The 17,848-nt window shown below is 66.8% G+C and carries 12 protein-coding genes; all 12 read left to right on the top strand.

All coding sequences use genetic code 11. From position 1 onward, the window contains the following. The first annotated feature begins 678 nt into the window (after window positions 1–678). Window positions 679–1,005 (top strand): divalent-cation tolerance protein CutA, encoded by a 327-nt coding sequence (gene cutA / locus MLG87_RS15505; RefSeq protein WP_243288678.1) that lies wholly within the window; start codon window positions 679–681, stop codon window positions 1,003–1,005. 31 nt (window positions 1,006–1,036) lie between these two features. Continuing rightward, a complete protein-coding gene (glpX, locus tag MLG87_RS15500; protein ID WP_243295971.1) occupies window positions 1,037–2,017 on the top strand; it encodes a class II fructose-bisphosphatase in 981 nt (326 codons plus the stop codon). A gap of 15 nt (window positions 2,018–2,032) precedes the next feature. Then, the gene (locus tag MLG87_RS15495) at window positions 2,033–2,494 is read left to right on the top strand and encodes a DUF4442 domain-containing protein (protein ID WP_243295970.1); all 462 of its coding nucleotides are present in this window, start codon (window positions 2,033–2,035) and stop codon (window positions 2,492–2,494) included. A gap of 32 nt (window positions 2,495–2,526) precedes the next feature. Next, window positions 2,527–4,551, top strand: a complete 2,025-nt coding sequence (locus tag MLG87_RS15490) for a M13 family metallopeptidase (protein ID WP_243295969.1) — start codon at window positions 2,527–2,529, stop codon at window positions 4,549–4,551. Between the two features lie 50 nt (window positions 4,552–4,601). Next, window positions 4,602–6,608 carry a M13 family metallopeptidase gene (locus tag MLG87_RS15485; protein ID WP_243295968.1) on the top strand — a complete coding sequence of 669 codons (2,007 nt, stop codon included), beginning with the start codon at window positions 4,602–4,604 and terminating at the stop codon, window positions 6,606–6,608. A 35-nt stretch (window positions 6,609–6,643) separates the two neighbouring features. Beyond that, window positions 6,644–8,293 (top strand): dipeptidase, encoded by a 1,650-nt coding sequence (locus tag MLG87_RS15480; RefSeq protein ID WP_243295967.1) that lies wholly within the window; start codon window positions 6,644–6,646, stop codon window positions 8,291–8,293. 116 nt (window positions 8,294–8,409) lie between these two features. Then, entirely contained in the window at window positions 8,410–10,188 is a 1,779-nt protein-coding gene (locus MLG87_RS15475) for a M1 family metallopeptidase (protein WP_243295966.1), read from the top strand. A 138-nt stretch (window positions 10,189–10,326) separates the two neighbouring features. Further along, a complete protein-coding gene (locus tag MLG87_RS15470; RefSeq protein WP_243295965.1) occupies window positions 10,327–12,372 on the top strand; it encodes an OPT family oligopeptide transporter in 2,046 nt (681 codons plus the stop codon). Between the two features lie 197 nt (window positions 12,373–12,569). Next, complete coding sequence (locus tag MLG87_RS15465; protein WP_243295964.1) at window positions 12,570–13,199, top strand: RNA polymerase sigma factor; 630 nt, start codon at window positions 12,570–12,572, stop codon at window positions 13,197–13,199. Continuing rightward, the gene (locus tag MLG87_RS15460) at window positions 13,196–13,789 is read left to right on the top strand and encodes an anti-sigma factor family protein (RefSeq protein WP_243295963.1); all 594 of its coding nucleotides are present in this window, start codon (window positions 13,196–13,198) and stop codon (window positions 13,787–13,789) included. The genes MLG87_RS15465 and MLG87_RS15460 overlap by 4 nt, the downstream gene beginning before the upstream one ends. After that, window positions 13,786–14,628: a secretin N-terminal domain-containing protein gene (locus tag MLG87_RS15455; protein ID WP_243295962.1), complete on the top strand. Its 843-nt coding sequence runs from the start codon at window positions 13,786–13,788 to the stop codon at window positions 14,626–14,628. The genes MLG87_RS15460 and MLG87_RS15455 overlap by 4 nt, the downstream gene beginning before the upstream one ends. Window positions 14,629–15,041: 413 nt before the next feature. After that, entirely contained in the window at window positions 15,042–17,846 is a 2,805-nt protein-coding gene (locus tag MLG87_RS15450) for a TonB-dependent receptor (protein ID WP_243295961.1), read from the top strand. The last annotated feature ends 2 nt before the right edge of the window (window positions 17,847–17,848 follow it).

Genomic DNA, 17,848 nt, shown 5'->3' with positions numbered 1-17,848 from the left:
GAAAAGACAATGATTCGAACCTCCGAGTGGGACCGCCCGAGGCGTGCCTTGATGGCACGCCGAAGCGGGACCGGCGGCTGGCACAGCCAGACGCAGTTCGAATCCGGGGCCCGGATGGGTCGAAACCTCAGAAGGATAAGCGGCCAACCTCCGAGTGGGACCGCCCGTGGCGTGCCTAGATGGCACGCCGAAGCGGGACCGGCGGCTGGCGCAGCCAGACGCAGTTCGAATCCGGGGCCCGGATGGGTCGAAACCTCAGAAGGGTAAGCGGCGAACTTCCGAGTGGGATTTCGGAGGCGCGACTCGATGTCGCGCCGGAGAAAGACCGGCACACGGCGAAGCCGGGTGCGTTCGAATCCGCGCCCTGGTGGGTCGGCGCCGAATACGGAGAATGGCCGACCTCCAAACAAGACCGGCGGCTGGCATAGCCAGACGCGTTCGAATCCGGGGCTCGGGTGGGTCGAAACCCCAGAAGGGTAAGCGGCCCACCTCCCCGTGAGTCATTCGGCAGCATCCCCAACCGATGGTCCCCCAGCGAATATCGCTCCCAACCTCCGCCCGGCCGTGGTCAGACCACGCAGGTGCCGTCGCGATCCACCTCCGAGCTTCGTGATCAACGGCGCCCCTGCCGGCACGATACAATGGCGGGTTCCGCCCGCCGGGCGGGGAGTCCACCCGATGAGCGACGCCTGCACCATCATGACCACCTGCGGCAGCGAGGAGACAGCTCTGACCATCGCCGCGGCCCTGGTGGATCAGGCCTATGCCGCCTGTGTGAACATCGTCCCCAGCATCAAGAGCTACTACTACTTCAAGGGCGAAACCCACCTCGACGAAGAGGTGATGCTCATCATCAAGACCACCAGGGAATTCTTCCCCCAGGTGTCGGAAGTGATTTCGGACCTCCACACCTACGAAGTCCCGGAGATCCTGATGTTTCCCGTGGAAGCCGGGTCCGAGGGCTTCCTCGACTGGATCCATCAGAGCGTGAACCGGCTCGCCTGAGCCCATCCGACCCGCCCATCCGGAGCCCCCCATGGAACAGACCCTGTCCCTCGAATTCCTGCGCGTGGTCGAACAGGCCGCCATCGCCTGCGCTTCCTCCGTCGGCCACGGTCGGCGGAAGTACAGCGACCAGCTCGCGGTGGAGGCCATGCGCCACGCCATGGAGACCGTCCGCATGGACGGCACCATCGTCATCGGCGAGGGCGAGCGGGACGAGGCGCCCATGCTCTTCATCGGCGAGAAGGTGGGCATGGGGGCGGACATGGACGGGGACCACCCGGCGGTGGACATCGCCGTGGATCCCCTGGAAGGCACGAACCTCTGCGCCACCGGCGCCCCCAACGCCATCGCCGTGCTGGCGGCCACGGAAAAGGGCGGCCTGCTGCACGCGCCGGACCTCTACATGGAGAAGCTGGTCGTGGGCCCGGCCGCCAAGGGCAAGGTGAGCCTCAACGCCCCCGTGCAGGAGAACCTGGAGATCATTGCGAAGTCCCTGGACCGCAAAGTCGAGGAGATCACCGTCACCGTGCTCGACCGGGAGCGCCACGCCCAGCTCATCGCCGACATCCGCAAGGCCGGGGCCCGCATCCAGCTCATCGGCGACGGCGACCTCAGCGCCGCCATCAGCGCCGCCGTCAGCGGCACGGGCATCCACGCGGTCATGGGCACCGGCGGGGCGCCCGAAGGCGTGCTCTCCGCCGCCGCCCTCAAGTGCCTCAACGGCGAGATCCAGGGCCGCCTCAAGGTGGACACCAACACCGCCAGCCGCGAGAAGGCCGAGGCCATGGGCGTGGACTTCAACCGCATCTACTTCACGGACGACCTCTGCCCCGGCAAGCAGATCGTGTTCGCGGCCTGCGGCGTCACCCACGGGAACCTCCTGAAGGGCGTGCTCCATTTCGGCCACGGCGTCCGCACCCAGAGCCTGGTGCTCACCTACCAGGACCGGAAGGTGCACTTCATCGACACCGTGCACATGAAGGAAGGCGAGAAGGTCACGGTCCGCTTCTAGCCTTCCCGGAATCTCTTGCGCGAATCCCTCCGCACCCGCCTCTTCCGCTGGGTATTCAACCTCTGGCCCTGCTACCGGGGCACGGGGGCCCGAGTGACCTTCATCGCCTCGGACTGGTCCGAGGTCCGCGTGCGCCTGCCCCTCTCCTGGCGGACCCGGAACTACGTGGGCACCACCTTCGGCGGCAGCCTCTACGCCGGAGCGGATCCCATCTACATGCTCATGCTGATCCACCGGCTCGGACCGGAGTACGTGGTGTGGGACAAGGCCGCCTCCATCCGCTTCCGCAAGCCGGGCCGCAGCCTCCTGTCCGCCACCTTCCGGATCGACGAGACCGAGCTGGCTGGGATCCGCCAGCTCCTCCGGGACCAGCCCAAGGTGGACCGCACCTATCCCGTGGAATGGCGGGACGCCGACGGCGTTATCCACGCCGAACTGCAGAAAGTGGTGCATATATCACTTCGGAGTTCTTCCTGATAGGCTTTTACCCTCAACTTACGAGGTTATTCATGGCTTCCTCTCTGCGCGCCTCCCTCGGCCTCTGTCTGGGCCTTGCGGCCTTCTCCCTGGTGGCCCAGCCCAAGCCCGGCGTCGACCCCGCCAACCTGGACACCACCGTGAAGCCCTGCGACGACTTCTACCGGTTCGCCAACGGCGGCTGGCTCAAGTCCCACAGCCTGCCGGCGGACAAGTCCCGCTACGGCGCCATGGAGGAACTGAGCGAGCGCAACCGCGCCATCCTCCAGAAGATCCTGAACGAGACCAGCGCGAAGACCACCTGGGCCAAGGGCAGCGTGCAGCAGAAGGTGGGTGACTTCTACGCTTCCGGCATGAACGAAAGCGCCATGGAGAAGCGTGGCCTGGCGCCCATGAAGCCGATCTTCGCCACCATCGACGGCCTGAAGGACACGAAGCAGCTCCCCGCCCTGCTGGCGAAGCTGCACAGCCAGGGCCTGCCCGGCGGCTTCGGCTTCTTCGTGCGCCAGGACGCCAAGGCCTCCACCCAGTACCTGGGCTACCTGGGCCAGGGCGGCACGGGCCTGCCCGACCGCGACTACTACCTGAAGGATGACGCCCGCAGCCGGGATATCCGCGCCAAGTACGAGGCGCATATCGCGAAGATGCTGGAGCTGGCGGGCGACGCGCCGGACCTCGCCCGGGTCCGCGCCAAGGTGGTGCTGGATCTGGAGACCCGCCTGGCTCAGGCCCAGTGGACCCGCGTGGAGCTGCGGAATCCCCAGAAGACCTACAACAAGCGCACCCTCGACCAGGTGACGAGCGAAGCCCCCGGCTTCGACTGGAGGGCCTACTTCGCCGCCCGCGGGGTCAAGCTCGCCGATCTGAACCTCAGCCAGCCCTCTTTCTTCCAGGCCTTCGGCAAGCTGGCCTCCGACGTGCCCGCGCCCCAGTGGCGCACCTACCTGCGCTGGCATGCCCTCAGCGCCACCGCCAACCTGCTGCCCAAGGCCTTCGGCGAAGAGGCCTTCGCCTTCCACGGCAAGGTGCTCAACGGCACGCCCGAGCGGGAGCCCCGCGCCAAGCGCATCGAGGCCATGACGGACGGCACCCTGGGCGAGGCCCTGGGCCAGCTCTACGTGAAGGTGGCCTTCCCGCCCGAATCCAAGAAGAAGGTCCTGGAGCTGGTGGAGAACCTCCGCGTCGCCCTGCGCGAGCGCATCACGAACCTGGACTGGATGAGCCCGGAAACCAAGCAGCAGGCCCTCACGAAGCTCAACGCCTTCGGCGTGAAGATCGGCTATCCCGACAAATGGAAGACCTACGCCTTCGACGTGAAGCGGGATGACTTCTTCGGCAACGTGCGCCGTGCCGCTGCCTTCCGCGTCCACGAGAACCTGACCAAGCTCGGCAAGCCCATCGACCGCACGGAGTGGGGCATGACGCCGCCCACCGTGAACGCCTACTACAGCCCCACCATGAACGAGATCGTCTTCCCCGCGGGTATCCTTCAGCCGCCCTTCTTCGATGCCAAGGCTGACGACGCCGTGAACTACGGCGCCCTGGGCTACGTCATCGGCCACGAGATGACCCACGGCTTCGACGACAGCGGCAGCCAGTTCGACGCGGAAGGCAACCTCAAGAACTGGTGGACCGAGGCGGACAAGCAGGCCTACCAATCCCGCACCGACCTCGTGGTGAAGCAGTACGACGCCTACGAGCCCATCAAGGGCGAGCACGTCAATGGCAAGCTCACCCTGGGCGAGAACATCGCCGACATCGGCGGCCTCAAGATCGCCTTCGCGGCCTACCAGAACAGCCTCAAGGGCAAGCCCGCCCCGGCGCCCATCGACGGCTTCACGGGCCCCCAGCGCTTCTTCCTGGGCGCCGCGGCCGTGTGGCGCAACCACATCCGCGAGGCGGCCCTCTCCGTGCGCCTCAAGACCGATCCCCACAGCCCCGGCCGGGAGCGCGTCATCGGCCCCCTGTCCAACCTGCCGGAGTTCTACGACGCCTTCGGCTGCACTGACGGCCAGCCCATGAAGCGGGACGCCAAGGTGCGGCCGGCCATCTGGTGATCCATGCTCCGGAATGCAGCGCATTCCGGAGATCGAAAAAAGGGAATGGCATGAAGAACCGCTCCGTACTGCTCGTACTGGCGCTGATGGCGCCGCTCTCCGCCCAGCTGCCCTACAAGGGCTTCAACCCGGCGAACCTCGACCCCACCGTGAGGCCCTGCCAGGACTTCTTCCAGTACGCCGTGGGCGGCTGGGCCAAGCGCACGGTCATCCCTGCCGAGTACGAGCGCTACGGCGTGGACCAGGAGATCGACACCCGGACCCACCAGATCCTGCGGGAGATCATGGAATCCGCGGCGGCCGCCAAGGCCGCCCCAGGTTCCGAGACCCGGAAGGTCGGGGACTTCTACGCCAGCGGCATGGACGAGGCCGGCATCGAGGCCGCGGGGCTCAAGCCCCTCGCCCCGTTGTTCGCGCGCATCGACGGCGTGAAGGACGCGGCCTCCCTGGTGGCCGTGCTGGCGGACCTGCACCGGCTGGGCGCCTTCGCGGGCTTCTATTTCGGCGTCGAGCAGGACGACAAGGAGAGCAGCCGCTATTCCATGGTGCTCGCCCAGGGCGGCCTCGGCCTTCCGGACCGGGACTACTACCTGAAGGATGATCCCAAGTCGAAGGAACTCCTCGCCGCCTATCGCGCCCATGTCGCGAAGATGATGACCATGGCCGGCTTCCAGGCCGGGGACGCCGACCGCATCCTCGACCTGGAGACGAGCCTCGCCAAGGCCAGCATGACCCGGGTGGAGCAGCGGGATCCCAACGCCGTCTACCACGCCATGACGCCCGTCCAGCTCAAGGCCGCCGCGCCCGGTTTCCCCGCGGAGCTCTACCTGAAGGCCCTGGCGGCCCCCACCCCGGACCGCTTCGTGGTACGCCAGCCCGCCTTCATGGCCGAGCTGGGCCGCATGATCCAGGAGGTCCCCGCCGACCAGTGGCGCACCTACCTGCGCTGGACGCTTCTCAACGATGCCGCCCCGGGCCTGCCCAAGGCCTTCGAGCAGGCATCCTTCGCCTTCTACGGCACGAAGCTCCAGGGCACCACCGCCCAGCATCCCCGCTGGAAGCGCGTGATGTTCGCCGCCGACCGCGGCCTGGGCGAGGCCCTGGGCAAGCTCTACGTCCAGCGCGCCTTCCCTGCCAGCAGCAAGGCCAAGGTGCTGGAGATGGTGGAGAACCTCTGCACGGCGCTGAAGGCCCGCATCGACGGCCTCGCCTGGATGAGCGGCCCGACCAAGACCAAGGCCCGCCAGAAGCTGGCCGCCATGCGGGTGAAGATCGGCTATCCGGATGTCTGGCGCGACTACGCCCAGCTCGAGGTCAAGCGGCAGCCGTACGTGCTCAACCTCCTGGAGGCCCGCCGCTTCGAGTTCCAGCGGCGCCTGGCGAAGCTCGGCGGCCCCATCGACCGGAACGAGTGGAGCATGACGCCGCAGACCAACAACGCCTACTACAGCCCCACCATGAACGAGATCGTCTTCCCCGCGGGCATTCTTCAGCCGCCCTACTTCGACGCGACGGCTGATGACGCGGTGAACTACGGGAACATCGGCGCCACCATCGGCCACGAGATGACCCACGGCTTCGACGACGAGGGCCGCCAGTTCGACGCGGACGGCAACCTCAAGAGCTGGTGGACCCCTGAGGACGAGAAGGCCTACAACGAGCGCGCCGAGCTGGTGGTGAAGCAATTCGACGCCTTCGAGCCCCTGCCTGGCCTGCACCTCAACGGAAAGCTCACCCTGGGCGAGAACATCGCCGACCTGGGCGGCCTCAAGATCGCGTGGAGTGCCTGGAAGCTGAGCCAGAAGGGCAAACCCCCCGTCGGAAAGATCGAGGGTTTCACACCTGAACAGCGGTTCTTCCTGGGCTATGCCGAGACCTGGCGCACCCTCACCCGCGAGGAGGCCACCCGCCTCCGCGCCGTCACCGATCCTCACAGCCCGGCGAAGTTCCGCGTGAACGGCCCGCTCGCCAATCTGCCGGAGTTCTACGAGGCCTTCGGCTGCCAGGACGGCGACCCCATGAAGCGGCCCGAGAAGGACCGCCCGGCCATCTGGTAGCATCGCCCTTTCGTCCCGACTTCCAAAGGATCTCCATGCGCATCCGCCCCCTCGTCCTCCTCGCCACCCTCCTGACCGCCGGCGCGGCCCTGGACGCCTGCACCAACCTGCTCGTGACCAAGGGCGCGACCAAGGATGGGTCGACGATGATCACCTATGCCGCCGACAGCCACACGCTCTACGGCGAGCTCTACTTCAAGCCCGGCGGGAAGCACAGCCCCGGCGAGGTGCGCGTGATCCGGGAGTGGGACAGCGGCTTCACCTTCGACACGGGCAAGGTGCTGGGCAGCATCCCCGAGGCCCCCGTGACCTACACCCGCGTCGGCAACATGAATGAGCACCAGGTCACCATCGCGGAGACCACTTTCGGCGGGCGCAAGGAACTGCAGGTCCCCAGCGGCATCATCGACTATGGCAGCCTCATCTACATCGGCCTGGAGCGCGCGAAGACGGCCCGCGAGGCCATCCAGGTGATGACCACCCTCGCCGAGCAGTACGGCTACGCCTCCGAGGGCGAGAGCTTCTCCATCGCGGATCCCAACGAAGTCTGGATCCTCGAGATGATCGGCAAGGGCAAGGGCCAGACCGGCGCCCTGTGGGTGGCCTACCACCTGCCGGACGGCACCATCAGCGCCCACGCCAACCAGTCCCGCATCCGCCAGTTCCCCCTGAACGACCCCAGCACCGCCATCTACAGCAAGGACCTCATCCCCTTCGCCCGGGAGAAGGGCTACTTCAAGGGGGCGGACAAGGACTTCAGCTTCGCCGACACCTATGCGCCCCTCACCTTCGGGGCCCTGCGCGCCTGCGAGGCCCGTGTGTGGAGCCTGTTCCGCCGCGCCGCGCCCAGCCAGAACCTCTCCATCGACTACGTGAAGGCCGTGAAGGGCGCCAAGCCCATGCCGCTCTTCATCAAGCCCGATCAGAAGCTGGGCGTGCATGACGTCATGCAGCTCATGCGCGACCACTTCGAGGGCACCGAGTTCGACATGACCAAGGACGTGGGCGCCGGCCCCTACAAGCTGCCCTACCGCTGGCGCCCCATGACCTGGAAGGTGGACGGCCAGGAGTATCTCCACGAGCGCGCCATCAGCACCCAGCAGACCGGGTTCTCCTTCGTGAGCCAGGCCCGCGGCTGGATGCCCGGTCCCGTGGGCGGCGTGCTGTGGTTCGGCGTGGACGACACCTACACCACGGTCTACCAGCCCATCTCCTGCGCCATCACGGCGCCGCCCAAGGCCTTCGCCATCGGCACGGGCAACTTTGATTCCTTCAGCTGGGACAGCGCGTTCTGGACCTTCAACTTCGTCAGCAACTACACCTACACCCGCTGGAGCGACATGATCGTGGATGTCCAGAAGGTGCAGCAGGAGCTCGAAGGCCGCTACCTAGCCGACCAGGCCGAGGTGGACCGCAAGGCCCTCGAGCTCTACAAGCAGGATCCCGCCCAGGCCCAGGCCTACCTCACCCAGCGCGCCGCCATTCAGTCCGAGGAGCTCATGGGCCGGTGGAAGAAGCTGGGCGAATCCCTCATCTGGAAGTACCTGGATGGCAACGTCCGCAACGGGAAGGGCGAGGTCACCCATCCCAAGGCTCCCGAGGACTGGCTGCGCTGCATCGTCAAGGACCACGGCGACGTCATCAAGATGCAGAAGGTGGAGGGATTGGCTCCGGACGAGGAGTGATTCCCGGGCTGAAAACCTTCGGTTTTCAACTAGGAGGCCCCGCCAGTGGGGCCTCCTAGTTGTGACGCTTGCCGATCGGGGCCCTGTGGGATGATGGCGGGTTCCCCGAGGCCCTCATGCACCGCCCTGATCCGCATTCCTACTACGATGCAGCCCAACCGAAGGCCCGGCGGCTTCGCCTGAAGCTGGGGGTGGACTTCGCCGCCAAGCGCATCGCTGGAGAGGTGGTCCTGGAGTTCGGCGACCCGATGTCCGGCCCACTGGACTTGGACACCAAGGGACTGGAGATCCTCGCGGTGGACGCGCCAGGCAAGGGCTCCCTCCCCTGGGAGCTCGGCGAGGCCGATCCCATCCTGGGCAGCCGCCTGCGGGTGACCGTGCCCGATGGCACCCGGGAAGTGACAGTCCGCTACCGGACGGCCCCGGACGCCATGGCCCTCCAGTGGCTGGATCCGGAGCAGACCGAGGGCAAGGTGGCGCCCTACCTCTTCAGCCAGTGCCAGCAGATCCACGCCCGCACCATGGTGCCCTGCCAGGACACGCCCATCGCCCGGGTGTCCTACCAGGCCGAGGTCACCGTGCCCGAGGGCCTCACCGCGGTGATGTCCGCGGGCCCGGACGGCGATGAGGCCACCGGCGATGGCCGCCACATCTTCCGCTTCACCATGCCCCAGCCCATCCCCAGCTACCTGCTGGCCCTGGCCGTGGGGCGCCTGGAATCCCGCGACCTGAGCCCCCGCAGCCGCGTGTGGGCGGAGCCGGAGACGGTGGCCGCCGCCGCCTGGGAGTTCGCCGGGGTGGAGGAGATGATCGTCAAGGCCGAGGGCCTCTTCGGAGCCTACCCCTGGGACCGCTACGACATGCTGGTGCTGCCACCCTCCTTCCCCTACGGCGGCATGGAGAACCCGCGCATGACCTTCCTCACGCCCACCCTGCTGGCGGGGGACCGCAGCCTGGTGGATGTGGTGGCCCACGAGCTGGCCCACAGCTGGACCGGCAACCTCGTCACCAACGCCAGCATGGAGCACTTCTGGCTGAACGAGGGCTTCACCGTGTGGGCCGAGCGCAAGATCCTGCGCACCCTCCACGGCGACGACGCCGCGGCCCTGGGCTGGGCCACCGGCCAGAAGGCCCTGGAAGACAGCCTGGAGCGTTTCAAGAAGGAGCCCCACCTCACGGTGCTGCGCATGCACCTCGAGGGCATCGATCCCGACGACGCCTTCTCCAGCATCCCCTACGAGAAGGGCGCAAGGCTGGTGGCGGCCCTGGAGCGGCAGGTGGGAGAGGCCACCTTCGGCCGCTTCCTCCGCGACTACATGGACGCCTTCCGCTTCACTTCCATCACCACGGAGCAGTTCTGCGCCTTCGTGGACGAGAAACTGCCCGGCGCCCTGGCGGCCGTGAACGCCAAGGCCTACCTGGACGAGTCCGGGATGCCCGCCACGGCGCCCCAGTTCCGCAGCGCCCAGCTGGACGGCCTCACGGCCCTGGCGGAGGGATGGACCGGCGGCCAGCGGCCCACCGAGGCCCAGATCGCGGCCTGGACGCCTTCGGAGCTGCTGGTCTACCTCCAGAAGCTGCCCCGCCAGCTCTCCCAGGCCGACTGCGCCTGGCTGGACGCGCACTTCAAGCTGATGAACCGGGGCAACCACGAGATCCTCGTGGAGTGGCTGACCCTGGCCGCGGCTGCGGACTACGAGGCGGCCTTCCCGCGCATCCGCGAGGTGCTGGTCCGCGTGGGGCGCATGAAGTACCTCCGGCCGCTCTACGGCGCCTTGGGCCAGCATGCCCGCACCCGCGCCCTGGCCCGCGAGATCTTCGCCGCCGCCAGCCCCGGCTACCACGGCCTCTCGCGGCGCGTGGTGGCATCCGTGCTTGAGTCCTACCCCAGCTGAAACACACTCGCGGAGATCGCAGAGAAAGCGGAGAACCCAGAGGAGACAGTCATGTTTCTTTTCTCCGCGACCTCCGCCAGCCTCCGCGATCTCTGCGTGAGTCTTTGCCCTTCCATGGCCTGAACCCCAGGAGCCTCCATGTCCCACGGATCCGAACCCCAGGAGATCAAGGGTCTGCCCGCGAATGCGCGCCGCCCCCTGAACGCCGGCGAGGCCTATGTGCCCCTCGTCCCCCAGGACGGCGTGCCCGAGACCACCCCCCGGGCCATCACCATGGGCCTCATCTTCTGCGCCATCTTCAGCATGGCGGCGGCCTACCTGGCCCTGAAGCTGGGCCAGGGCATCGAAGCGGCCATCCCCATCGCCATCCTGGCCGTGGGCCTCAGCCGCTTCTTCCCCCGCAAGAACACCATCCTCGAGAACGTCATCGTCCAAAGCATCGGCGCCAACAGCAGCCACGTGGTGAGCGGCGCGGCCTTCACCATCCCCGCCCTCTACATCCTGGCCCAGACGCCCGGCAGCGGCGTGCCCACGCCCACCCTGTGGCAGGTGGTGCTGGTGAGCTTCCTGGGCGGCTGCATCGGCATCCTGTTCCTGGTGCCCCTGCGCCACCACTTCATGGTGGAGAACCACGGCATCTTCCCCTGGCCCGAGGCCACCGCCACCGCCGAGATCCTCGTGACCGGCGAGAAGGCCGGCAACCAGGCCAAGGAGCTGGCCATCGCCGCGGGCATCGGCGCCCTCTATGACGGTCTCGTATCCATCTTCCGCGGCATGGGCGAGTACATCCGCCTCGAGCATGTGTACGTGGGGAAGGCCCTGCGCGAGAAGTTCATGAGCTTCAACTTCCTCAACAGCGCGGCCACGCTGGGCATCGGGTACATCATCGGCCTGCGCTACTCCGCCGTCATCGCCGCGGGCTCCTTCTTCAGCATGTTCGTGCTGGTGCCCCTCTTCCACGCCATCGGCCAGCACGTGCCGGTGATCGTGCCGCCGGGCGCCAAGCTCATCGCCGACATGAGGCCCGAGCAGGTCTTCTTCGCCTACGTGCGCATCATCGGCGTGGGCGCCATCGCAGGCGCGGGCGTCATGGGGGTGCTCGCCTCCATGCCCAACATGATCCGCAGCATCATCAGCAACATGAAGGCCCTCATGGATCGCGATGCGGCCGCCGAGTCCCCCAAGGCCGCCATCCGCACCGAGCGCAGCCTCGCAGGCTCCATGATCGCCGTGGGCCTCGTCACCAGCATGGTGGGCACCCTGGCCTTCCTCAGCTTCGGCCTGGGCATCAAGCAGGCCCTGGTGCCGGCCCTCATCGCCACCCTGGTGGTGATGGTCATCTCCTTCTTCTTCGCGCCCGTCGCCGCCCGCGCCATCGCCACCATCGGCACCAACCCCATCAGCGGCATGACCATGCTGACCCTTGTGATCACCGGCGTGCTCATGCTCAAGCTGAACTTCACCGGCGGCTACGGCATGTTCCTCACCATGATGGTGGGCGGCATCGTGTGCACGGCCCTGGCGGCCTCCGGCGCCTTCAGCACCGACCTCAAGATCGGCCACTGGATCGGCGCCACGCCGGCGCGCCAGATCGGCTGGAAGTTCGTGGGCACCTTCGTGGCCGCCCTCTTCACGGGCATCGCCATGTGGCTCATGGCCAAGCAGGTGAACCTGGACGGCACCATGGCCCTGGGCACCTCCATTCCCGCGCCCCAGGCCAGCGCCATGAAGGCCATCCTCGAAGGCATCTTCGGCACCGTGTCCATGCCCCTGCGCTGGTACGCCTTCGGCCTCGGCATCATGCTCTCCCTCGTGCTGCGCATGGTGGAGCTTCCCGCCCTGGGCTTCGCCCTGGGCATGTACCTGCCCATCGAGCTGAACACGCCCCTCTTCCTGGGCGGCATCCTGGCGCACCTGGTGAACCGGCCCAAGCCCGGCACCAGCGAGGCCGATGCCAAGGCCCGGGAGAACCGCGGCGTGCTCATCGCCAGCGGCCTCATGGCCGGCGGCGCCATCATGGGCGTGGTGGCCAGCTTCATCAAGCTCAAGTGGACCGAAGGCTTCCCCCTCCTCACGGCCCACCAGGCCGAAGGCGCCCTGGGCGAGTGGCTGGGTCTGGCCGCCCTCGTGGCCCTGTGCCTCTACGTGGTCGTCTACAGCCGGCGGGCCAAGGGCGAGGCGTAGTTCTCCGAAAAGGAATTTGAAAAGCGGAGGAGAGCAGAGGGGCAGAGGAAAACGGAGGCAGGATGACCTATTCATCCCTCCGTTGCCCTCCGCATCTCCGCTTTCCTCTGCTTCCTTAATTCCGTTCTCCTTTTCGATTTTCGGATCAACACTTGGCGCGCTCCCCCGGTATGGATAGGTGAGGGAGGAATCGTGACGTGTTCCCAGAGACCGAGGCCGCGCTGATGGATGAGGGGCTGGCCTCGCTTCCGGAAGCATCGGCGGATGATCCATTGGAACCGCTGATCCGCCGCATCCGGGCTGGCGATGTGGAAGCCTTCGGAGATCTGCTGGCGCGCACCGAAGGGCGGATCCTGGCTCTGGCCTGGCGGATGCTGGGAGACCGGCACCTGGCCGAGGATGCGGCCCAGGAGACCTACCTCCGCGTATTCCGGTCCCTGAACTCCTTCCGTCTGGGCGAGCGCTTCGAGGCCTGGATGGTCCGCATCGCCGTGAACGTCTGCCACGATCTCACCCGGAAACGTGGACCCCGGCCTGCTCCTGTGGAGGTACTGGAGGTCCTCGAAGGCGAAGCGCCTCTGGGCACTGAGGCCTCCATCCTCCTCGACCAGCGCCGGGCCCTGGTGCGGCGGGCTCTGGCCACGCTGCCCCAGGCCGAGCGGGCCGCCCTGGTACTCCGGGACCTGGAGGGCCTGTCCACGGAGGAGGCTGCCCGGATCCTGGGCGTCCGCCCCGTCACGGTCCGCTCCCAGGCCGCCTCGGCCCGTGCCAAGGTGCAGGCCTTCTGCGCCCGCCACCTGAAATCCACACCTGGAGGACGCCCATGACGAGCCATGTCCTCGACCTGCTGCCCCTCTGGGCCGGAGACGACCTGGGGACGGCGGAGATGGCCGCCGTCGACCGGCACCTGGAGGGATGCCCCGCCTGCCGCGCCGCGGCCGAGGATCTGCGAGCCAGCCGGGCCTGGCTGCGAGAGGCCATGGCGGCGCCCTTTGGAGCCGCCGACCACGCCCGGCTCCGGCGCGCGTTGATGGATCGGGTGGCGGCCGAACCACGCCCACGGCCGCTCTCGCCTCGGATGCGCATTTCCCTCCTCGCCGCGGCCGCGCTGCTTCTGGCCAGTCTCACCTGGGCTCTGCGCCAGCCTCAACCGACGGCACCCGTGGCTGGGCCTGCGGTGCCCGAGCCCGCTCTTCCGGGCTCGAAACCCGCCCTACCCCAACCCCACCCCCTCGCCGCCCGTGCCACACCCGCCCCGGCCCGCCGCACGCCTGCCTCGGCCCGCGAGGAGCCTCCATCGCCTCCCGCAACTCCCGCGCGCATCGAGTTCCAGACCGCCGATCCCAACATCCGAATCATCTGGCTGGCCCAGGCCAAGCCCCTTCCCGAAACCGAACCGTCCACGGAGCATCCATGAGCGTCCGCCTCGCCCTCGCCTTCGCCACTCTGATCGGCACGGCCCTCCCGGCCCTGGCCCAGACCACCGCCCCGCCCGCCGCCGCCCAGCCCAAGGCCCCTGAGCCTGACCCCGACCCCGCCATGCTCCGCGCCATGAAGAGCAAGGTGTTCGAAGTGAAGCACCGCAGCCCCCTATGGCTCGCCAATAGCCTTCGAGCCCTGGGCAGCGGTGTGCGGGGCAGCCGTTTGGACTGGACCAACGATGATGGCCTGAGGCTGCTCACTGTCCGAGATTTCCCTGAGAACTTGGCCGCCATCGAAGAAGCGATCAAGCGCCTGGATGCACCTACGGCGATCAAGAAGACCCCGAATGTGGAGTTGACCCTTCAGATCCTGTTCGCATCGAAGGCTCAGGCACAGGGCAGCGGGCTCCCATCAAACCTTGATGGGGTGGTGAAGCAGTTGAAGGACACCCTCGACTATCGCAGCTATACCCTTGGGGCGACCGTGGTTCAGCGTGTACATCCCAGGGAACAACTCATGGAAGGCATCAGGATGCAGAGCGCCGTGGACCCCAGCGGGATGGGTGCTTCCGCGGGCAAGGACACCCCTGAGTTGAGCATCGACTGTTCGCTCCCCCGCGGGATTGTCCTCGAAAACACAGGCAGCGAAACCTTTGTCTTCCGGATTGAATCCTTCCGGCTGAACCTCATGGAGAATCGATCCGATGGTCGCCCCGCGGTCGCTGGAATGAGCACAGAACTGAGCCTGAAAGAAGGTGAAACCGTGGTGGTCGGAACCTCGGTCGTGAAGGGCCGCGGCCTCATCGTCGTGCTCAGCGCCCGGCGCGTGAACTAGCTGGGGATTGAGCGGCCCGGATCCTATTCATCCCCTTCATCCTGGCTGAAAAAGAAACGGAACCAGCCAGGATGAAGGAGAAACACGGGCTACGAAAAAGATCTCGGCTGGCATTGAGAGCGCCTAACAAAGCCCCGAGGACGTGGGCCGCCCTCGGCTGAGGCTTTGTCTCAACCGGAGGATGGACTCGGTGGAAGCCTTCACGATGAGGGCATTTTCCCCCTTGAAAAAACGACCAATCGCTGAACTATGTATCTGATTAATCCACCTGACTCACCTGATCCGGCTTTCGAAGCACCCAGGGAGGCAGTATGGTGTCCCCCCGGTCTGTCAGCTACTTGATCTCTCTTCTGCTGGCCATCGGCCCACCATTGCGGGGGCAGACGTCCACCACTGGGGCGATCTCTGGCCTGGTGTTCGACACCAGAGGCACCCCCCTGGCGCGCGCCACAATCCGTGCGACTTCGGCGCAGATCCAGCGGACGACCACCTCGGACCCTGAGGGCGGGTTCCATCTCGCGCTGCTCAACCCCGGCGATTGGACCCTGGAGTTCACACTGGCGGGCTACACCGCCCTGTCCCTGTCCCTCACCGTCACCACTGCATCCGTTCATCCGGTGAGGGTGAAGATGGCACCGTCGGGACAGGCGCGGGTCGAGGTTGTGGCCGAGGCCCTGCAGATGGACTTGAGCACGAACATCCAGGGTTCCAGCTTGACCGCCTCCGACCTTGAGCGGTTGCCCACCGGCCGGGACCTGAGCGACCTGCTCATGCTCGGGCCCGGGGTGGAGGATTCGGGCTTCACGAACACCGGCACCACCAATTGGAATGGCAACCCTTCGGTGAGCGGCGCATCTTCCCTGGAAAACCTCTACCTGCTCGACGGCCTGGTGACCAACGACTTCCGGACTGGCTTTCAGGGTGCTGCATTGCCCAAGGAATGGGTCAAGCAGGTGGAGGTTCAGACCGGCGGCTTTGCCCCGGAGTATTCGGCGCTCGGCGGTATCGTGGTGGCCATCACCAAGCAGGGCACCAACGCTTTCGCCGGCTCCCTGGCCTACACCTCGACTTTGCCGCAGCTGCAGGCACGCGCGAAGTACAACCCGGCCGTGGGCCAGCTGAAGCCGAACGATCCGCAGCGGACCTGGGACACCACCTTCACGGTCAGCGGGCCCCTGCGCAAGGATCGGCTGTTCTACTTCCTCGGCGGCAGCTTCAACCGGGTGGCGCCCGACCCGGCCTCGGTGACTCCCAACAACCAGGGCCTCCGGTCCGATCCAGCGAAGGATGACACCCGCAACCTGTACGGCAAGGTGAACTGGTTCCCGCATCCGGATCACCAGGTGACCTTCGCGCTTCAGGACCGTAACCGTGACCAGAGCCAAGACAACCGCTATCCCTCACCCAACGGCACGGCCCAATTCGGCGCCGCAGTCCACGACCGCACCCGGAACCTGAGCCTCAACTGGGACTGGATCATCAGCCCGTCCATGGTGTTGGCCGTCAAAGCCGGACGCTCCCAATTCAAATCGGACCGAACCCCGACGGACGGCACGGAGGTCCGCGTGAACGACCAGATGTACTTCAGCCCGCTGGGGCCCTGGGGATCAAACCCCCTGCCGACGTCAACCCTTCCTGACAGTAACTTCGCGTACGGCGGACTGGGGTGGTACACCTCGGAGAGCGCCATCACCGCGCGCCAGCTGCGCGTGGATTTCAGCTGGCTGATCGCCAGCCACATCCTGAAGGTCGGGATCAGCCGGACCTTGCCGGAGTGGACCTTCCAGGGCCGGACCACCGGCGGCTACGCCATCTCCATCTACCAGTTCAACTCCGGGCCCGACCGCTACCAGTTCCGCGGCCTGAGGCGCAGCTTCTCCTCGCGGGATTCACATGCCTCCGGCGACTACTCGGCCCTGTACGCCCAGGACACCTGGGAGGTCCGGCCAGGCTTGCGCCTGATGTACGGCCTCCGCTACGAGAGCCAGGAGCAGCGGGACAACCAGGGAGCCACCTTCTTCAAGTTCACCAGGGCCAAGGATGTCACCCAACCCCGCCTCGGCTTCACCTGGGACCTCCGGGGCGATGGCCGCCTCAAGCTGAGCGGGAGCTACGGCCAGTACTACGAGCAGATCCCCCTCAACCCGGTGATGACCACGGGCGGGGGCTACTTCAACCTCTGGGAGAACTACAGCCCCGCCAGCGCCAGCTACGACCTCACCACCCGCGCCTGGACCATCACCGGGAATCCCGATGGCATCCCCGGCTTCGACTCCCGCCCAACCTACGACAACTCCAGGTTCTGGGGGACACGGCCGCCCATTGCCGAAGGCATCCAGCTCCCCCGGCGCGATGAGTACACCCTCGGCTACGACCACCGCTTCGCCAGCGGTTGGCTGGCCGGCGTCCACTACCGTTGGCGCAAGCTGACCCAAGTCATCGAGGACTCGGTGCCCACCGACCGGAATGGCAATCCCATCGACGACGAAGGCTTCTCGATCCTCTGGAATCCCAGGGCCGGCGCCACCGTGCGCTGGCGGAACAATGCCCTGCACAATGACCCCGGCGCACTCAACGTGTGGGTGAACGACGTCTTCCCCACCGCCTATAACCTCTACCGGGCCATCGACCTCACCCTGGCCAGGCACGGCTCCGACTACAGCCTCGAGCTCAGCTACACCCACAGCCGCTTCGAGGGCTCCTACGAGGGCCTGGCCGTGCAGTTCCAGGCCAATGCCAACCTGACCTTCACCTACGACTACTGGCCCTATGTGGGTGTGGGCCTCCTGCCCCTCGACCACACCCACAGCCTGAAGCTGCTCGCCACCAAGAGCCTTCCGCTCTTTGGGCACACCTTCACGGTCGGCACCTTCTCCCGGCTGGTGAGCGGCATCCCCAGCACCGACTGGGATGGCACCAACGACTTCGGCAACTACGGAGCGGCACACCCCATCGACGGCAGGTACGGCAACCACGGCCGCCTGCCCACCCAGGTGGTATGCGACCTCACCCTGCGCTACGAGATGCGCTTCAGCCGGGTCAAGGTCACGCCCTCCCTGGACGTGTTCAACCTGTTCAATCGGCAGACGGTCACTGGCGTGGACGAGAACAAGGCCTGGTGGAAGTACCCCTACCCTGAAGGCAACCCCACCTGGCGCCAACCATGGTCCTGGCTCGCCGGCCGCAGCCTGCGCTGGAGCCTGTCCCTGAGCTTCTGAGA

It is taken from the genome of Geothrix mesophila, from assembly GCF_022808835.1.
Taxonomy (GTDB): domain Bacteria; phylum Acidobacteriota; class Holophagae; order Holophagales; family Holophagaceae; genus Geothrix; species Geothrix paludis.
The sequence above is the reverse complement of the archived record's forward strand: the minus strand, read 5'-3'. Positions and strand labels throughout refer to the sequence as shown.

Coding starts and splice junctions, on each gene's coding strand:
- MLG87_RS15490 (WP_243295969.1), top strand. CDS start 2,527: ATGGCTTCCTCTCTGCGCGCCTCCCTCGGCCTCTGTCTGGGCCTTGCG.
- MLG87_RS15480 (WP_243295967.1), top strand. CDS start 6,644: ATGCGCATCCGCCCCCTCGTCCTCCTCGCCACCCTCCTGACCGCCGGC.
- MLG87_RS15470 (WP_243295965.1), top strand. CDS start 10,327: ATGTCCCACGGATCCGAACCCCAGGAGATCAAGGGTCTGCCCGCGAAT.
- cutA (WP_243288678.1), top strand. CDS start 679: ATGAGCGACGCCTGCACCATCATGACCACCTGCGGCAGCGAGGAGACA.
- MLG87_RS15475 (WP_243295966.1), top strand. CDS start 8,410: ATGCACCGCCCTGATCCGCATTCCTACTACGATGCAGCCCAACCGAAG.
- MLG87_RS15455 (WP_243295962.1), top strand. CDS start 13,786: ATGAGCGTCCGCCTCGCCCTCGCCTTCGCCACTCTGATCGGCACGGCC.
- MLG87_RS15460 (WP_243295963.1), top strand. CDS start 13,196: ATGACGAGCCATGTCCTCGACCTGCTGCCCCTCTGGGCCGGAGACGAC.
- glpX (WP_243295971.1), top strand. CDS start 1,037: ATGGAACAGACCCTGTCCCTCGAATTCCTGCGCGTGGTCGAACAGGCC.
- MLG87_RS15485 (WP_243295968.1), top strand. CDS start 4,602: ATGAAGAACCGCTCCGTACTGCTCGTACTGGCGCTGATGGCGCCGCTC.